Origin of the sequence: Paenibacillus sp. HJGM_3, from assembly GCF_045062745.1 — a bacterium.
Lineage (GTDB): Bacteria > Bacillota > Bacilli > Paenibacillales > NBRC-103111 > Paenibacillus_AA.
In genome coordinates this window covers 33,527-51,386 of record NZ_JBJGED010000015.1, presented here as the reverse complement: position 1 = coordinate 51,386, position 17,860 = coordinate 33,527, and the positions used below count along the sequence as shown (strand labels likewise).

The 17,860-nt window shown below is 59.8% G+C and carries 13 protein-coding genes; all 13 read left to right on the top strand.

Annotated elements, in window-relative coordinates; translation table 11 throughout:
* Nucleotides 1-26 precede the first annotated feature (26 nt).
* Nucleotides 27-2,237 carry a hypothetical protein gene (locus ACI5FR_RS17370; protein ID WP_405456521.1) on the top strand — a complete coding sequence of 737 codons (2,211 nt, stop codon included), beginning with the start codon at nucleotides 27-29 and terminating at the stop codon, nucleotides 2,235-2,237.
* A gap of 1,149 nt (nucleotides 2,238-3,386) precedes the next feature.
* Nucleotides 3,387-5,387, top strand: coding sequence for a sensor histidine kinase (locus ACI5FR_RS17365; RefSeq protein ID WP_405456519.1), 2,001 nt, complete (start codon nucleotides 3,387-3,389; stop codon nucleotides 5,385-5,387).
* Between the two features lie 236 nt (nucleotides 5,388-5,623).
* The gene (locus ACI5FR_RS17360) at nucleotides 5,624-6,643 is read left to right on the top strand and encodes a hypothetical protein (protein ID WP_405456516.1); all 1,020 of its coding nucleotides are present in this window, start codon (nucleotides 5,624-5,626) and stop codon (nucleotides 6,641-6,643) included.
* A 138-nt stretch (nucleotides 6,644-6,781) separates the two neighbouring features.
* Nucleotides 6,782-6,943 (top strand): hypothetical protein, encoded by a 162-nt coding sequence (locus ACI5FR_RS17355; RefSeq protein ID WP_405456515.1) that lies wholly within the window; start codon nucleotides 6,782-6,784, stop codon nucleotides 6,941-6,943.
* 164 nt (nucleotides 6,944-7,107) lie between these two features.
* Nucleotides 7,108-7,449, top strand: a complete 342-nt coding sequence (locus tag ACI5FR_RS17350) for a helix-turn-helix domain-containing protein (RefSeq protein ID WP_405456513.1) — start codon at nucleotides 7,108-7,110, stop codon at nucleotides 7,447-7,449.
* A gap of 124 nt (nucleotides 7,450-7,573) precedes the next feature.
* A complete protein-coding gene (locus ACI5FR_RS17345; protein WP_405456512.1) occupies nucleotides 7,574-9,157 on the top strand; it encodes an extracellular solute-binding protein in 1,584 nt (527 codons plus the stop codon).
* Between the two features lie 199 nt (nucleotides 9,158-9,356).
* Nucleotides 9,357-10,709 carry a hypothetical protein gene (locus ACI5FR_RS17340; protein ID WP_405456511.1) on the top strand — a complete coding sequence of 451 codons (1,353 nt, stop codon included), beginning with the start codon at nucleotides 9,357-9,359 and terminating at the stop codon, nucleotides 10,707-10,709.
* Between the two features lie 43 nt (nucleotides 10,710-10,752).
* Nucleotides 10,753-11,931, top strand: a complete 1,179-nt coding sequence (locus ACI5FR_RS17335; protein ID WP_405456509.1) for an N-acetylglucosamine-6-phosphate deacetylase — start codon at nucleotides 10,753-10,755, stop codon at nucleotides 11,929-11,931.
* Between the two features lie 58 nt (nucleotides 11,932-11,989).
* Entirely contained in the window at nucleotides 11,990-13,285 is a 1,296-nt protein-coding gene (locus ACI5FR_RS17330) for a DegT/DnrJ/EryC1/StrS family aminotransferase (protein WP_405456507.1), read from the top strand.
* 107 nt (nucleotides 13,286-13,392) lie between these two features.
* Entirely contained in the window at nucleotides 13,393-14,310 is a 918-nt protein-coding gene (locus ACI5FR_RS17325) for a Gfo/Idh/MocA family protein (RefSeq protein ID WP_405456505.1), read from the top strand.
* A 27-nt stretch (nucleotides 14,311-14,337) separates the two neighbouring features.
* The gene (locus ACI5FR_RS17320) at nucleotides 14,338-15,315 is read left to right on the top strand and encodes a GNAT family N-acetyltransferase (protein ID WP_405456503.1); all 978 of its coding nucleotides are present in this window, start codon (nucleotides 14,338-14,340) and stop codon (nucleotides 15,313-15,315) included.
* 30 nt (nucleotides 15,316-15,345) lie between these two features.
* Nucleotides 15,346-16,056: a sulfite exporter TauE/SafE family protein gene (locus tag ACI5FR_RS17315; protein ID WP_405456501.1), complete on the top strand. Its 711-nt coding sequence runs from the start codon at nucleotides 15,346-15,348 to the stop codon at nucleotides 16,054-16,056.
* A gap of 149 nt (nucleotides 16,057-16,205) precedes the next feature.
* Nucleotides 16,206-17,810, top strand: a complete 1,605-nt coding sequence (locus tag ACI5FR_RS17310; RefSeq protein ID WP_405456500.1) for an extracellular solute-binding protein — start codon at nucleotides 16,206-16,208, stop codon at nucleotides 17,808-17,810.
* Nucleotides 17,811-17,860 lie beyond the last annotated feature (50 nt).

The following is a 17,860-nucleotide window of genomic DNA, read 5'->3' as shown; positions in this document are numbered from 1 at the left end:
GCGGCAGTAAGGAGTCGAACGTCACTATGAAGAGAAATATCAAGCTACGCTTAAGCTTAATCCTAATAGCCATCCTGCTGATCGGCTGCATGGGCTGGTATTATTACGGGCCGCTCCAAGCCGAAAGTGCGGAGGTGGAGAGTACCGTGCTGGACAACGGCAGCCATGTCAAGTTTCGGACCCAGGGGGATCGGATCGAACTGTATCAGGGCGGGGAGTGGAAGCCTTTCTTCGCGAACGGAGTGAATGTCGGGGCGACCGTTCCCGGTCATGATCCGGGGGAACTGGTGATCGACAAGCCGACGTTCCTGAAATGGTTCGACGAGATTCATCAGCTGGGCGCCAATGTGATCCGGGTGTATACGATTCACGAGCCGGTCTTCTACGAGGCGCTCGTCGAATTCAATGAGCAGCACCGGGATTCGCCGCTATATTTCATCCAAGGGGTCTGGTCGCCCGAGGAGCAGCTCATCAAAACCCACGATGCCCAAAGCCCGCTCGTGATCAAAGCGTTCAAAAAAGAAATCATCTATGCGGTAGGGGCGGTGTACGGAGACGCGAACATTCCGGGCAAAACCGGAAAGGCGGACGGCCGCTATCGCACGAATGCGGGGCCTTATCTCATGGGGTGGAGCGTAGGGACCGAGTGGGACCCTTCCATCGTAGACGCGTCGGACAAGGCCTATCCTCATATGGAGCCTTATGTAGGGACCCACTTCAAAGCGAAGGCGGGCGCCACGGCGTTCGAGAACATGCTGGCGGAGATGCTGGATACGCTCGCATCGTTCGAGAAAGAGCGCGGCTGGCAGCACCCGATCGCGTTCACGAACTGGGTGTCGACCGATCCGCTCGCCCATCCCGGTGAAATCGACCGAGCCGAGGATCTCGTCAGCGTCGATCCGATGCACATCGAACCGGCCGACTGGCAAGGCGGATACTTCGCCTCGTACCATGCTTATCCTTATTACCCGGAATTCCTGCGCAGCGATCCGTCGCTTCAGAACGTGAAGAACGACCGGGGCGAGATCGACACATACAAGGCGTACTTGCGTCAGCTGAAGGCCCATCATGCGGGAATGCCCATTATGGTGACGGAGTACGGGGTGCCCTCCTCGCTCGGCATCGGGCATCTGTCCAATCTGGGGCGCGATCAGGGCGGCCACACCGAGGAGGAGCAAGGGCGAATCAACGCCGACCTGATGAAGACGATTCACCAGGAGCAGTACGCCGGAGCGATCTTGTTCATGTGGCAGGACGAGTGGTTCAAGCGGACGTGGAACACGCAGGACTTCGAGATCCCGGTCGATCGGCGCAAGTATTGGCTGAATGTGCTGACGAACGAGAAGCTGTTCGGGATTACCGGGATGTATTCGAGCAAGGACGGACCGCTCCTCATCGACGGCCGCCTGGACGACTGGATGCAGCTCGAGGACAAGAAGAAATACGATCCCGGCGTCCCCGGATGGACGAACATGTGGGTAACACATGACGAAGCGTACGTCTATATCGCGGGGGAGTTGGATCACGACTTCAACCCCGAGCAGGAGCTCCTTCAGATCGGGACGAGCACGCTCGAAGGCGGCAACCGGCATGCGGATGCCTTGGGCAACCGCACGCTGAGCGAGGGGCTCGAGACGCTGATCACGCTCGGCCGCGAGCCGGAGAGCGAGGTGCGCATCGCCTCGAATTATGATTTCACCACCCGCCTCTGGGGGGTGATCAACGGGATGGCCCCCGTGAAGGAGGCCGAGATGCAGGACGATTCCGGCGTGTTCTCGCCGTGGAAGCTCATTGTCGACATGGAATTCAGTCCGCCGTGGGCTAAGTACTACCGGCCGTACCGCGACATCCCGGCCGGTCTGCTGCCTCGGGGCACGTCCGACCCGGCGTCCCCGGACTACAACTCGCTCGCCATGTGGCAAGCGAAGGGGAACGTCGTCGAGATGCGCATCCCTTGGATGCTGCTCGGCTTCGCCGACCCGAGTTCGCTGAACGTAGTCAGCTACGGGGTGAAGAACGGCAAGCTGCTCACCGAGAAGGTGAAGGGCATCCGCTTCGTTCCGTGGATCGTGGACCGGAGCACGCAAGAGATTCGGGGCCTCGGAGACGGTAGCAACGTCGTCGACGTCTCGGAGCAGCCGCTCTACAAGTGGAAGGCGTGGAATGAAGTGAAGTATCAGGAACGGCTGAAGAAGAGCTACGCGATTATGCAGCAGGCGTTCCGGGAATTGAAGTAGGGGGTAGTGGCGGGGGATGATAGAGTGGACTGGATTGGCTAGCCAGCGTAGAATCGACTGATCGAACCAAGGTGAGCCTAGATCTCGCCGATTGACTGGCTTGCGAGCCCCCGATTTAGCCAATCGTTGCACCAACTAGCCTCCCATTCGTCCGATCCGACACGCTAATCCGGGATGGGAGAGGGAAAACCTCCCTCTCTTCGATCCGATTATCGATAATCGGGCTTACTAAAGGGAAAACCTCCCTCTTCTTAGACTCAAACCGCTCATTTTGGGCGATTTCGGTCAAGAAAGAGGGAGGTTTTCCCTCTTCGGTACGGTTTTTTAGCAAAATGCTACGAAAGAGAGGGAGGTTTTCCTCCTCACATCAAACGACGCAGCGGCTTCAACCTGTCATTCTATGTTTCAGCCTGCCGACCGCTTCCATGCTCACAGCCCAGTTTATGTTTTCCGGCCCATGATGTCATACCGTAAACCGATCGGCCCAACTCTGCCCCAAAAGTCAATACTACGACGCGGTGCCGATCCCGCCCAAGATTTTAGCCCACGGTCCGGCTCCCGACCAAGATTGGATACTTTGCCCACGGTTCCGATCCCGCCCAAGATTGGATACTTTTCCAACGTGCCGATCCCGCCCAAGATTGGATACTTTGCCCACGGTGCCGATCCCGCCCAAGATTGGATACTTTGCCTATGGTCCCGCTCCCGCCCAAGATTGGATACTTTGCCTATGGTCCCGCTCCCGCCCAAGATTGGATACTTTGCCCACGGTCCCGCTCCCGCCCAAGATTGGATACTTTGCCTACGGTCCCGCTCCTGCCCAAGATTGGATGCTTTGCCCACGGTGCCGATCTCGCTCCAAGATTTGATTCATTGCCTACCGATTGCACCCGTACCCCTCATACTGCACCCACCTCCCGTCCTACTCGACACGATATCCACGTCACGTCCAGTTCCGCACCCCTTCTCAATCTTGCATCCGAACCCGAGCTCAGCCCCATTCGCGCACCGAAGGTCCGAGTTGTCACCCTTTTTGTCATGGCTGTCATGATCTTCGCGAATCGATACTTCTACGCGCCCATTTGTGATAGGCTGGAAGGTGTCACAATCGGCAGCCGCTCCGGCTGCATGAAGGAGCTTTCGCCCTCGATGAGAACGAGCCGCCTCTCGCTATCGCTATGGATCCTCACCTGCGCCGCGGTGCTGGGCATGTTCCTGCCGGCGCTGCTGGTGGAACGCCCGAATTTCGCGGACAAAACCCGGGAGCCGTTCACGGTTTTCGTCAAACATTGGCATGTCGCCTATGGACCGCAGCAACCCGCGGCAGAGGACTGGGTGCCGTTCGATCAGACGGCCAAGGCCGGGCTATCGGGCTATCGCGGATCCGTCTGGCTGCAGCGCCCGATCCCGCCGCTCGAATGGCGGAATCCGTACTTGTTCCTGTCCGGCATGAGCCGGTTCGAAGTGTTCCGGGACGGGGAGCGGCTGTATACATTCAACATGGATGGCAAGCTGCGCCGCTTCGGAGTTTTTCCAACCTTGCACCCCATCGCGATCGATCCCGGGGACGAAGGGAAAACGCTGCTCATTCACGCGGAATGGGAGGGCTATCCGTTTATCGGCAACGACCTGGTGCTCGCCGGAGAGCCCGATCAAATTTTATACGCGCTGCTTCAAGGCGAGATGGGTTATTTGCTCTATTCGACTTTATATATAACCGCGGGGCTCGTCGGGTTGGGGCTGCGGATCCGGCGCAAGGAGCCGCTGTACGGATGGTTTGGGCTGATGGGCTTGTCGATCGGGCTGAACTTGCTGTTCTCGTGCCGGTCGCTGCAATGGTTTGCCGAGATCCAGAGCCTGTATTATTGGAAAGATTTGCTGACGCCGCTCGCCATTTATGGATTTATAGGCTTTTATGGGTCCGCACTGGGCGCCGCTCACGAACGGCTGGTTCGAAGGGCCCGGGCGTCGGTCTTGCTCTATACGCTCGGAGCCGCCTGTACGGCGCTAGCGAGCCCTTATGTATATTGGAAGCTCACGACGCTGGGAGTCGTGATGGTCGTTGCCGCCGGCGGAATCGTCGTAACATATGCGCTCTTCCGGTACCCGCAGCGGGAAGAACGCCGCGAGGAGCGACGATGGCTCGTGCGGGGCTACTGGATCCTTATAGTCAGCTCGACGGCCGGGATGACGGCGCTCCTCTTTCCCATTACCCTCAACCGCCTGATGAATACGCACATGTACGCCTACCGGATCATCGAAGGGCTGCAGCCGAACGGGTTGCTGCTCTTCATGATTTGTATGGCCCTGGCCGTCGTGAACCGCGTGCGGCGCGTGCATCTCGAGTCCGAGCGCAACGCCCGCGAGCTGCTGGCGAAGCACCAAGAGCTGGAGCAGTTTCACCGGGATCTGGAGCGACTGGTCGAGACGCGCACCGGAGAGCTGAAGCAGGCGAACCGGATTTTGTCGGTGACGCTGCGCGAGAAGGCGGAATCGCTGGCGGAGATCTCGGTGCTGGAGGAGCGGAATCGGATCGCGTACGAAATGCACGATGTCGTCGGCCATACGCTGACGGCGGCCATCGTCCAGCTGGAGGCGACGAAGAAGCTCGCGGCCCGGGAGGGCGGAGTCCCCGTCGACAAGCTGGACCTGCTAAACGGGCTCGTCCGCAAGGCGCTGGACGATATCCGCAAAGCCGTAAGGCTGCTGAAGTCGGAGGAGCCGGCGCTCTCGCTGGAAGCGTCCATGCGGGAGCTGATCCAATATACGGAAGATACGATGGAAATTCAAGTGGACACGATGATCGAGGTTCCGTCGGGACTCGGCAAGCTGATGGAACAGGTGCTGTATCATGCTTTGCAGGAGGGTTTGACGAACGGCATTCGCCATGGCCGGTGCAGCCGGTTCCGCTTCACGTTGCGGACAGCCGGGGAGACGCTGCAGTTCCGGCTGGTCAGCGACGGAGAGCCGTACGGCTCCGCCGAGCCCGGCTTCGGGCTTACATCTATGATGGAGCGGGTAGAGCTCTTGGGGGGCGAAGTATCCATCCGGTCCTCCGCGGCCGAGGACGGTACGCCGTACGGCTGCGAATTGGCGATTGAGATCCCGTTGTCAACTTATGATCATGTCGGAATGGCTGCTGGAAAATAGAAGCTCATGAAACTGGAAAAAAGGAATAGGCAGTTTTTCCTATCGTTCTTTCGACATATTGTGCAAATCGGGGAAATTGGATTATATTTTCATAGGAAATATAATCCAACAAGGGTGACACCTCGAGAAAGGAACATCAAAGAAACATCATGAGCAAAAAAGCTGCTTTATTTCTTGCCGGTCTCTTAGTCTTTTTAGTCTTCTCCACTATAACCGCAGCAGGAGGGGAACCGGGAATGACCCAGACTGAGCCGCAGCTCCACAACACCGCTTACCTTAACTCCTACTGGTTCGACGGAACCGAACCGCTGACCGATGACGACATGCGAGCCCGGGTACAGGAACTGAAGCAGTACGGGATCGAATATCAGCTGGCCGATATCGGCATTTTACGCTCTACCAAAGATTCTCTGAACGGAACGCTGCCGGAGGAAGGGTACCGGCATCTGGCGAGATGGATGCGCATCACGCGAGAAACCGACCCGAATCAAAAAATAATCCCAATCGTGAATGACGGTAACCGTTATTCATGGAAGAACGGCCGTCGCGTGTCGAACCCGAACTTCGGGAACAGCCGTTACAACACCAATCTGCGCGCAGTAGCGGACAAGCTCGTGAATAAGGGGCTCCCCGATGCGAACGGAACGCTCTACAAAGCGGATGGCATTCAGCTCGATATCGAAGGGTTTCTGCCGAATGACCGGGTGCTCGCGGCAACGGCTTCGTATGTCCGGACCGTTTTGCCCGCCTCGGCGATTTACTCCATCGCGACGCCGACCGACCCGGCCGTGTGGTCCGACGCGTACATCACCGAGATGGCCGGCATTTTCAATATGCTGAACCCGATGATGTACGACCAGATGGGCTGGGGGTCGCCGGTCGATTCGGCGCAGGCTTATCAGCAGTTATGGAAGGCTACCGTTGTCCGGTATGCGCACGCCATCGCGAACAGCAGCGGCCCCGAGACGAAGCTGAACCCGACGATGCCCGCCTACGAACGTAAAGTCGCGGACGACGGAACGGTTTATCATGACCCGTCGATCGAGAATGTGGCGAATGCCGCGCAAGGGCTGGAGCTGGCCCGCCAGCAGCTTGCGCTAGATCGCGCGACCAATCCTAAGATCAATCCGAATGGGGTGCATGGGTCCGGTATTTTCTGGTGGAGCGCCTTCATCCGGCCGCAGCCCGATCCTAGGACGGGGTACGACGGAACGTCGGACCGACAAGCCTGGATGGAACTTTGGGTCCGGCCTTAACAATTTCTAAATATTAGGTGACCCCCTTATTTCCGATGGGCTACGCGAATCGTATAACAGCCGCTATTGATTTTTCATGAGTTGGAGCAGACAAGCCCCTTTGCCGCTGAAAAAAAGATAACGGAGGTGCCCCTTGCAATGAAAGCAAGAAACCCGGCGTCAACGCCGGAGCTGGATGTCGAATGGATCGATTTGATCGCTACGGCTCAAAGCATGGGGATTCCCTTGGAAGAGGTCCGGCTCTTCATTCAAGAAACCGGGAATTCCGAATCCCAAGACCATGACGATTGCTTCGCGTAGCCCATTGCCGTTTGTCAAGATAGCGCAACACCCCGAAGATTCCTTTCTCCGCCCGCTGGAGAAAGGAATTCTTTTTGGTTTTTCATTGAAAAATACACAATGTTTGATAAAATGCTTGTAGACCTTAAATATACATAACAGCGGTCGTCTAGGGGGAAATAAGTATGATAGGGCAACGGGTCAAACAACTGCGCATCGAGAAAGGATGGTCCTTGAACGAGCTTGCCGAACGGGCCGGTGTAGCCAAGTCGTATCTGAGCAGCATCGAGCGGGATATTCAGTCGAATCCGTCCATTCACTTTCTTGAGAAAATTTCGGCCGTGCTCGACGTCCCGATTCAGACGTTTTTTCAGCCTCAGCCGCGGATGGAGGAGCCGGAGCTCGACCCGGACTGGACGAAGCTCGTGCGCGAAGCGATGGAATCCGGCGTGACGAAGGAGCAATTCCTCGAGTTTCTGGAGTTTAACAAGTGGCGTACGAAGCAAGTCAAGAATAAGGATTCGTAAACGACAATCGCGAGCCGATGATGTGCGGCCGCCTTGTCGTTTTTTTAGCCGAAAAGGAAGAGAGACGCAAGGAGACAAGCCGTCCGTTTCGTGCTTAAATGGAGGTAGGAGAGGAGGGACGAGGATGAACAACGGCAGAGAGCGGCATGTTCCTCGATGGGCGATTATGGCTGTCGTAACCGCTATGACGGTGGCGGCTGCAGGCTGCGGCATAACCGGATCGAACAAGAGCAGGCAGCAGGCGGAGCAAGAAGCGAAGACGTCAGCGGGCATCATGGACGTCAGCTTCGTGAATTACGTCTGGGACGACACGCCGCCCGCGGAAGGGCTGGGCCTGAAGATGATCCAGGATCGGTTCAAAATCATTGTGAAGCCGCAATTCGTCCCGCAAGCGGATTATATCAGCAAGTTATCGGTGATGATGGCGTCCGGCAGCATCCCGGATGTAGTAGGCGTGAAGGATCTCGATTCCAACTTTTTCAACTGGGCGAAGCAGGGCGCGTTCCTGCCCTTGAACGAGTATTACAATAAATATCCGACCTTGAAGCAAGTCCCGGCGTACATCCGCGACCAATTCCAGGTGAACGGCAATTATTACGCCATCCCGCGCTATTACCCGACGCAATATTTGTTCGTCATCGTGCTGCGCAAGGATTGGCTCGATCGGTTGAACCTGCCCGTCCCGCGCAGCTATGATGAGCTGAAGAAAGTCGCAATCGCTTTCACAAAGCAGGATCCCGACGGCAACGGCAAGGCGGACACATATGGGCTTGCGCTGTCCCAGAGCTTGTCCCCCGATTATAGCGCGGGCACCTATTGGGATCCGAACGCGTGGTACCACCGCGATGCACAGGGACGGCTCATCCCCGGCCTTATCGGGCCGGGACGCAAGCAAGTGATCCAGATGCTCGCGGACTTGTATAAGGAAGGAGCGGTTACGAAGGAGTTTGCCGTTCTGAACTGGATACAGGGAAATAAAGAATTTTACTCAGGTCGTGCAGGCATCTTCATCGGGACGCCGAGAGGCATGTCCGAGGTGTATATGGACGGGCTGCTGAAGACGAATCCGGAGGCGAAGTTCGTCTCGATCGAGCCGTTCGCGGCGCCTGACGGGTCGCAAGGCTTCACTACACAGGCGGGCTTCCTCGGCTTCACGGCGCTGTCCTCCAAGCTCGCGAGCGAGCCGGACAAAGTAGCGCGTATTATGGACGCCATCGACTTCGGCCGCACGTTCATTCCGCCTGCCGACCGGAAGCCGGACAACCCCGATTACGATTGGCGCAACGGCAAGCTGGGTGTCGGGTACACATTCAGTGAAGGGGCGGCGGTGCAATCGAAGGTCGAGGAGGGCAAAATTCCGTCACTCTACCTGTTCGACAACTTCATGTGGGCCCCGGGCGATGAAGCGAACCAGTATTCGGCGTATTATAAAATTCCGGCGCTTAAGCAGCTGACCGGCGAGATGGAGAAGATGTTCGTCAAGTACAAGGACAAAACTTACATCAACCCCCGGAACGGCATAGACTCGCCAACGGACTCGGTTCGGGGGACGGAGCTGACGAAGATGCTGATCGTGGAGCAGACGAAAATGATCACCGGGCAGCGGCCCGTCTCGGATTGGGACCAGATGGTGAAGGAGTGGCTGGATCGCGGAGGCGAGGCGATCGTTCGGGAAGTGAATCAGGGGATCGAGGAGAAAAAGAAGTAGTGCACAGAGAACGACCCGACCGGCCGCGCCGGTTGGGTCGTTTTCATGTTCTTGAGGTCAATTGCAGCCACAAAATCACATAGTTTTTCCGAAACGACCATACCATTCCGAAGGGCGTAGGTCTATGATGGGGGTATCACGAAGTCCATGGAGCTTGGCTAAGAAGAACGTTTGGTTCGCAAACGGTTAGGAGGTCGTTATGAAATTTGCCTTGACTCAAGTCCCGATCACGCCCGATTATCCCGTCTTCCTGGCCGGCTACGGAGGCCGAAGCGCCAAACGCGAAGGCGTCGTCGACGACATTTATGCGAAAGCGGCCCTGCTGCAGGCGACAGAAGGAGACACGCTGCTCCTTCTGACGATAGACGCTCTGGGCGGGGACCGCAGCTTCATGGCCGGCATTCGTGCTGCCCTGAAGGACGCCTTCGGGCTGAAGCCCGAGCAAGTGCTCGTGAATTTCTCGCACACACACTACTCGGTCTACATGACCGGCGAGCAGCCGACCGGGCGGCGGGGCGGGTACAGCCTCGGGCAAGACCGCTGGCCGGAGCAGGACAGCGATGTCGACTACACGGAAGACATCCGGTTCTTTCGTGTTGTGAGGGAGAAGATCGTTCAGCTCGTCCGGTCTTGCTACGACCGGCTCGAAGAGGGCTCGCTCCGCATCGGACAGGGCGTGACCCAGGTCGGCATCAACCGCCGGCTCCGCACACCGGAAGGCACCTCAATGCGGCCGAATCCGGACGGACCGGTCGACCGGGACTTGTTCGTGCTGCAGCTGACCGACCGGTCCGGCTCGCTCCGGGGCATCCTGTTCAGCTGTGCCAGCCACCCGACGAGCTTGGCGGCGAACCGCATCTCGGCCGAATTCGTCGGCGCGGCCTGCACCGAGCTGCAAGCGCGGTACCCCGGGAGCCTCGCGCTGTTCCTGCAGGGCTGCGCGGGCGACATCAAGCCGACCGCAACAATGGACGCGGACGGCGCCAAATTCAAGACGCTGCCCGTAGAAGCGATGCGGGAAGCCGGGGCGAAGCTGGCCGATGAAGTGGCGGCCGTGCTGGACGCCAAACGGCCGATGGCGGAAGCGGGCCCCCGCTGGCAGGCCGCGCGGGCGGACGTAAGGCTGTTCACCGAGCCATGGGGGGCGGCGGAGCTCGAGGCGCTTATCGCGGACGAGGGGTTGACCGAGTATAGGCGGAGAGCGGCGAGACGCACGTTGAAAGCGCTTCAGGAGGGACGCGTCAAAGCGTTCGTTCCTCAGGAGATCCAGGTGTGGAGCTTCGGACCGGCTGCGGCGGTCGTAGCGCTCGAAGGGGAAGTGCCGGCGGAATACGCGCTGCAGGTCAAAGCGCTGTTCGGCTCCACGCCCGTCATCGCTTTGGGATACAGCAACGGCGTCTCGACATACATCCCGACGCGCCAGATCTTGAAGGACGGCGGCTACGAGGCCGAGGCGTTCATCCTGCACGGCATTCGCGGTCCGCTCGTACCGGAGAACGAAGCGCTAATCGTAGGCACGGTCGCCCTGCTCAAGAACGAGCTCGGGATATAACCAAAAAATAACCCGAGTCTGATGAAGGAGTGGAGTTTCGCGTATGACAATCGAAGATGAGGCGACAAAGCTAGAGGGACTCGATTACCGGACCGGTCAGCCGATTGAGGTCACCCTGGAGGAAGGCCGCATCGCTAGCGTGATGGCGAAGCCGCCCGCCCGCTCGGACGGGGAGCCGGCGCTGTCTTACATCGCGCCGGGGCTCGTCGATTTGCAAGTGAACGGCTTCATGGGGCACGACATCAACTCGTTCCCGCTGGCCGCGGAGACGGTGCAGATGGTCGTCCGCAAGCTATGGCGGGAAGGCGTCACGACGTTCCTGCCGACCGTGACGACGAATTCCGACGAGCGGATCGAGGAGGCGATGTCCGTCATCGCGCAAGCCTGCGAGAGCGATGCGGACTGTGCCGCCGGGGTGGCGGGCATCCACCTCGAGGGGCCGTTCATCTCGCCCGAGGACGGCCCGCGCGGGGCGCACCTCGCGCAGTATGTGCGACCGCCGGACTGGGAGCGGTTCTGCCGCTGGCAGGAGGCGGCGCGAGGCCGCATCCGCATCGTGACGCTCTCCCCGGAATGGCCGGGGAGCGCCGGCTTCATCCGCCGCTGCGTGGAGAGCGGCGTCATCGTCTCCATCGGCCACACGGCCGCCGCCCCGGAGCAGATCCGGGAGGCGGTGGAGGCGGGGGCGTCGATGTCGACGCATTGGGGCAACGGCGCGCACCTCCTGCTGCCGCGTCACCCGAACTACCTATGGGAGCAGCTCGCGCAAGACGAGCTGTACATCGGGCTGATCGCCGACGGCTTCCACCTGCCGGAGGCGGTGCTCAAGACGGCGATCCGCGTGAAGGGCGAGCGGGCGATGCTCGTGAGCGACGCCGTGCACTTGGGCGGGCTGCCCGCGGGCACATACATGTCGCACAAGCGCGTGCAGGTCGTGAAAACCGAGGAAGGCCGGCTCCACCTCGCCGACAATCCGAAGCTGCTGGCCGGCTCCGTCCAGGCGCTGCCTTGGGGCGTCGCCCATCTCGTCGCGAGCGGCATCTGCCCGCTGCCGCAAGCATGGGAGATGGCGTCGCTCGGCCCGGCCCGGCGGTTGAGCTTGGCCGTGCAGCAAGGGCTCGAGGCGGGGGCGCCCGCCGATCTCGTCCTGTTCGACTTCGACGAGAACCGGCGCATTCAAGTACGGAGCTGCTGGAAGGGCGGCAAGGAGAAGTTCGCGTAAAGTCCGTTCATTCTTTTCATAGATAATAATTTGACTCATTCAAGGAGCGTGGAGAAAAGTGGAAAAGAAGCTGGCGATTCATGGAGGCACCCCGGTTCGCAAAGAGTTAGTGCCCGGGATGCTCCGGGGAGCATTGGTCGTAGGAGCGGAGGAAGAAGCGCGGGTCTCGCAAGTGATGCGGGCCGCGTCGATGAACCGGTACTACGGGCCGGACAATCAGGCGGCGGTCAGCACGTTCGAGGACCGGATGGCGGAGGCGTTCCGCATCCCGTTCGTGCTCGGCTTGACATCGGGGACAGCGGCGCTCGTCGTCGCCCTGAAGGCGCTCGGCATCGGCTACGGCGACAAAGTCATCGTGCCCGCCAATACGTTCACGGCGACGCCGGGAGCGGTCATCTGCTGCAACGCCGTACCGGTCTATGTCGACATGGACGAGACGCTGAATCTCGACCCGGCTGACCTGGAGCGGGTGATGGACGATGAAGTGAAGGCGATCATCGTGGTGCACATCAACGGCCAATCGTGCGACATGGACCGCATTATGCCGTTCGCGCGCAAGTACAACTTGCCGGTCATCGAGGATGTGGCTCAATCGTTCGGCGCTTCATACAAAGGGCAGTTCTGCGGCACGTTCGGGGAGATCGGGGCGTTCAGCTTCCAGATGCAGAAAATCGTCACGTCCGGCGAAGGCGGCGCCATCGCGACCCGGGACTTCCGCTTGTTCGAGCGGGCGGTCCGCTATCACGATCAAGGCAGCTTCCGCGACAAAGGCCGGTACGTCACCGAAGGCAGCGGACTGTCCGTGGGCGAGGCGTTCGTCGGCCAAAATTTCCGGATGACCGAGATGGCCGGAGCGGTCATGCTGGAGCAGTGGGAGAAGCGGGACGCGATCATCTCCCATATGCGGAAGTACCACCGCCGCATCAAGTCGGCGCTGGCGGCGGAGCTGCCGGGCATCAAGTTCCGCGGGACCGTCGACGAGCAAGGGGATCTGGGCTGCATTCTGGCGTTCCTTCACGACGATGCCGCCAACGCGAAGCAATTCGTCGACGCGATGATGGCGGAGAACGTGTTCACATACTTCATGTACGGCGCGAAGCCGATCTACATGACTCCGTTCCTGCTGAACAAGCAGACGGCCGAGAAGAACAATTTCCCGTTCGACTACCCGTTCAAGAATCCGGTCGAATATGCTCCGGGCATGTGTCCGAACGCGGAGAGGATTTTGCCTAGAATGACGCTCATGCCGATCAGTCCGCTGATGACGGATACGGAAGCCGACGAGGTGATCGAAGCGGTCATCAAGGTGTACCGAGGGCTCGGTCTGCTGGAGAAAGCGACGGCACGAGCGTAAGCAGCATCCAGCATCCAAGCATCCAAGCATCCGGCATCCAGAAGCATATTAGCATCGAAGCATCCATGTACCCATCATCTTAGAAGCCAGAAATGGAGAGATTAGCGATGAGCGAGCTCAAAATCGGATTAGTAGGACTCGACACGTCCCATGCGAAAGTGTTTACCCGGATCATAAACGACCCGAGCTACGAGCACCACATGCCGCGGGCCGGCCGCGTCGTCCTCGGCTACCCCGGCGGATCCCCCGACTTCCCCGCGAGCATCAACCGCGTGGAGGGCTATACCCGCGAGCTGAGCGAGTCGTACGGGGTCCGCATCGCGGAGACGCCCGAGCAGGTCGCCGAGGAGGCCGACCTGATCCTGCTCACGGCCGTGGACGGACGCGTACACCGCAGCTTGTTCGAGCGGATCGTCGGCTATCGCAAGCCGGTGTTCGTCGACAAGCCGTTCGCACTGACGAGTGAAGATGCTCGGGCGATCGTGCGGCTGGGCGAACAACATGGCGTGCCGATCATGACCTCGTCGGTGCGGAGGTTCGCGCCCGAATTGACGGCCGCCGTGGAAGACCGCTCGAACGGGGCGGTCATCGGAGCCGAGTGCTTCGGCCCGATCGAGTTCCTGCCGTCCAACCCGGGATGGTTTTGGTACGGCATTCACACGGTTGAGGTGCTGTACGCCATCATGGGGCCGGGTTGCGTGTCGGTCACGACGACGGCCGCAGGAGCGCCCGAGTCGGAGCATGAGCTGGTCACCGGCGTGTGGGCGGACGGCCGGATCGGCATCGCCCGCGGCAACCGCATCCCGAACGTCAGCCACGGGGCGTTCGTGCACCGGGAGAAGGGTACGGCTTATGTGAACACCGCTTCGGACGGTGCGCAGAAGTATACGCTCTTGCTCGCCGAGGTGATCGAGATGGTCCGCACGGGCCGCCCGGCGGTCGAGCCGAGCGTGTCGGTGGAGCTCATCCGGTTCCTCGAAGCGGCGAACGAGAGCCGTTTGACCGGCAAGACCGTTGCTCTGTAAACCTAACGAAAAGGATGGAACTGCCGCATGACCACGGAGGCCCATGATTCATCCGCCCGCAAAGCTGCCGTCCGCCTCGTCCCGCTGGAGGAGGCGCACGGCGAAGCGCTATGCGCGCTGTGGAACCGGGAGCTCGGCACGGCGTTCCCGCTGTCGCTCCGGCTGCTGCGCCAGAACAGCTTCGGCGCCTTCCCTTGCCTGCCCGCCGCCTCCTGGGTGGCGGAGGACGCCGCGACGAACGCCCCGGTCGGCTTCGTCATCGGCAAGCTGGCGGCGCCCGGCACCGGGCACGTCAGCCTGCTGCTCGTAGCCGGCGCGCACCGCCGGCAAGGCATCGGCCGCGCGCTGCTCGCGCGGTGCGAGCAAGGGCTGCGCAGCGCGGGGGCGCGTGCGCTCGAGGCGGGCCGGGAGCCGGGGCATTACATGCCCGGCGTCCCGGGCGACGCGTACGCGCTCAAGCACCTGCTGGAGCGCTGCGGGTACGGGCTCGGCGAGACGGCGTACGACCTCGCCGCCGATTTCGCCGCGGCGCCGCCGACAGCACGGCCCGACCATGCCGGGCTCACATGCAGCACGCTCGAGCCGGCGACGGAGGCGGACGCCTTCGTAGCCTTCCTGCGCCGGCATTTCGCCGGCCGCTGGGCGGACTCGGCGGAGGCGTGCCTGCACGCCGGGAGCGACGGCCGGGAGTTCGTGCTGCTCCGGCTGCGGGGCGAGCTGATCGGCTTTTGCCGCGTGAACGACGAACATTCCCCGCGGCTCGCCGCGAACGTCTACTGGAACGGCGTCTTCCCGCCCGGCACGTCCGGCGGCATCGGGCCGCTCGGCATTGCGGAGGCTCACCGCGGGCAAGGATACGGCCTGGCGGCGGTTCAGGCGGGGGTTCATGTACTTAGAGCGAGAGGTTACCGGACCATCGTCATCGATTGGACCACACATCTAGATTTTTACGCCAAGCTGGGCTTTCGGCCGTGGAGGAGCTACGACGCCTACCGGAAGCCCTGACGGGCGGACCAGAACAGGAGTGCAAGGCAAGTGACTTTGTGGTTGTTTACGTTCGGCATTATTCTGTTATCGGCCCTGGTGCAGTCCAGCACCGGATTCGGCTTCGCCATCGTCGCCATTCCGCTCCTGCTGCTGCTGCACGACGGCCACTACGCGGTGACGCTCAGCATCGTGCTCTCGCTGTTCTCCGGACTCACCACGCTGCCGCGGGTGTACAAGGAGGCGGATTTGGGCGTACTCGGCAAGCTGATCCGGGGCAGTCTGCTCGGGCTGCCATTGGGTGGGCTTGTATTTTTGCTCGTTGACGTGGGCCTGCTGAAGCTGCTCGTCAGCATGGCGATTCTGCTGTTCACCATCCCCCTGCTCTTTAAGATCCGGCTGCCGCTCGGACAAGGCGGCGCGATCGGCATCATTTCGGGCCTCCTGACGTCGAGCGTAGGGATGCCGGGGCCGCCGCTCGTCCTGTTTCTTAACTCCCGGCAGATGGAGAAGGGCGCGTTCCGGGGGACGTCGATCGCTTACTTTTGCACCGTATACCCGATTACGCTGGCGATCCATCTGATCACCGGACGGGTGCCGCTCAGCCTGCTGCTGATGGCGCTCGCCATGATTCCCGCCATCCTGATCGGACAGGCGATGGGCTCGTGGATCCATAACCGGATTTCCCCGGCCTGGTTTCGAAGACTGACATTTGTGCTGTTAATCGGGACGGCTTTGAACGCGCTGAAAGACGCTTTTTGAACCATGGTTCAAGAAAAGGTGAACGGTAGTTCATGAAAACGCTTAATCATAGTCGAGAAAAGCCATAGAAGTGCAAATAAAGCCATATACGCTATGCAACGATTTTCGGTACAGTAGAAGCATCACGAAGAGAAGGAAGGGGATCTCACTTGAACCGCAAGAAAGGAATAGTCGTTGCAGTAGCTACTACCGTCAGTATGGCCGCTATCTTGACCGCCTGCGGAGGAGGCGACGAGAAACAGAATGCCGCTCCCAGCGCAACGCCATCGAAAGATCCGGCGAAGTTCACGATATTGAACAACGACGGAGGCGAAGCTTACGCCAAGCAAGCCACGAAGGACGATCCGATCTACAAGGAAATGTCCCGGTTGTTCAGCGAATCGGTTGGCGCGCCGACCGAGATCAACTATGAGTTCATTCCGGCAACCGGTTACTCCGAGGCCTTGGTTACCCGCTTCGCGTCCAAGGACGTGCCGGAAGTCATTGCGACCTCTTCCATCACGGACAAAGGCCACCCGACGGCTGTCGAGAACGGCATCTTCCTGGATCTGACCGCTCTGATCGACAAGTACGGGCCGAACCTCAAGAAGAAAATTCCGGACTATGTCTGGAACAATCCGAAGGTCAGCAAGGACGGCAAAATTTACGGGATTCCGAAATTGCTCGAACCGATCGAGACGCGCGGGTTCATCGTCCGCAAGGACTGGCTCGACAAGCTGGGCATGAAACAGCCGGAGACGCTGGACGAGTACTTGGCGTTCTTCGAAGCGGTCAAGACGAAGGACCCTAACGGCAATGGTCAAAATGATGAATACGGTTTCGTAGCGCGTTCCGACTTCGGCAACAGCCAAGTGTTCTTCGCGGCGTTCGACTTGTACACTGGAACGGTGCAAGGCCCGGGTGCCACGGCGTGGCAGTTCGTGAACAACCAGTTCATCCCGGACATCATCAACCCGCGCATGAAGGATGCGATCGCGTTCTACAAGCTGATGTATGACAAAGGCTACATGAACAAGGACTGGGTGACGGCCAAAGCGACCGACATGACCGCGCTCATCCAGAATGACCGCGTAGCGTTCTGGAACGTAGACATCCGTCAGCTGGGCCAATACGCTCCTAGCACGTTCGCGAGCAAGAAAGGCATCATCGACGTGCTGCCGGGCTTCAAGAACGCGAAGGGCGAGTACAGCATGGGCTTCAAAGGGCTGCCGATCGCGAAGGTGCACGCCGTCATCTCGGGTACGAAAAATCCGGAGCGCTTCGTCCAATTCATGGACTGGACATATTCGGACGATCAGAAGAAGAAGGACTTCTTCGCCTTCGGCATCCAGGGCCGCAACTTCACGGGTGAAGGCGCGAACGCGGTCTGGGACGGCAACTCCGATATGAACAAGAAGGAGAAGACGTTCATCCAGACGATGATCAACCCGGCCGGCGACTCCCGGATGGACGATCGTGTGGTGCAAAAGGGCGGAGTCATCGATCCGGCCGTACTGAAGAAAGCGATCGAATACACGAAGTCGATGAAGGTCGACCCGGGCATCAACATGCCGGTACCGTCCACAATGGCCACTACGCCTGAGCTTGGCGCAGGGACGGGCACGCTGTTCATGGACGCTTTCACGCGGATGGTGACGGGCAAGGAAGACATTAACACCGGTTGGGACAAATATGTGGCCGACTGGAAGAAGCGCGGCGGCGAGCAAGCGATCAAGGAAGCCACCGACTGGTATAACAAGAACAACAAGAAGTAGCATAATCTCCCCTCAAAGTGACGCGGGGCCTCTGAAGATCATCCAGAGCT

Excerpts from the sequence above, each read along its gene's own strand:
- ACI5FR_RS17370 (WP_405456521.1), top strand. The coding sequence starts at position 27 with ATGAAGAGAAATATCAAGCTACGCTTAAGCTTAATCCTAATAGCCATC.
- ACI5FR_RS17320 (WP_405456503.1), top strand. The coding sequence starts at position 14,338 with ATGACCACGGAGGCCCATGATTCATCCGCCCGCAAAGCTGCCGTCCGC.
- ACI5FR_RS17335 (WP_405456509.1), top strand. The coding sequence starts at position 10,753 with ATGACAATCGAAGATGAGGCGACAAAGCTAGAGGGACTCGATTACCGG.
- ACI5FR_RS17355 (WP_405456515.1), top strand. The coding sequence starts at position 6,782 with ATGAAAGCAAGAAACCCGGCGTCAACGCCGGAGCTGGATGTCGAATGG.
- ACI5FR_RS17325 (WP_405456505.1), top strand. The coding sequence starts at position 13,393 with ATGAGCGAGCTCAAAATCGGATTAGTAGGACTCGACACGTCCCATGCG.
- ACI5FR_RS17340 (WP_405456511.1), top strand. The coding sequence starts at position 9,357 with ATGAAATTTGCCTTGACTCAAGTCCCGATCACGCCCGATTATCCCGTC.
- ACI5FR_RS17345 (WP_405456512.1), top strand. The coding sequence starts at position 7,574 with ATGAACAACGGCAGAGAGCGGCATGTTCCTCGATGGGCGATTATGGCT.
- ACI5FR_RS17360 (WP_405456516.1), top strand. The coding sequence starts at position 5,624 with ATGACCCAGACTGAGCCGCAGCTCCACAACACCGCTTACCTTAACTCC.
- ACI5FR_RS17350 (WP_405456513.1), top strand. The coding sequence starts at position 7,108 with ATGATAGGGCAACGGGTCAAACAACTGCGCATCGAGAAAGGATGGTCC.
- ACI5FR_RS17365 (WP_405456519.1), top strand. The coding sequence starts at position 3,387 with ATGAGAACGAGCCGCCTCTCGCTATCGCTATGGATCCTCACCTGCGCC.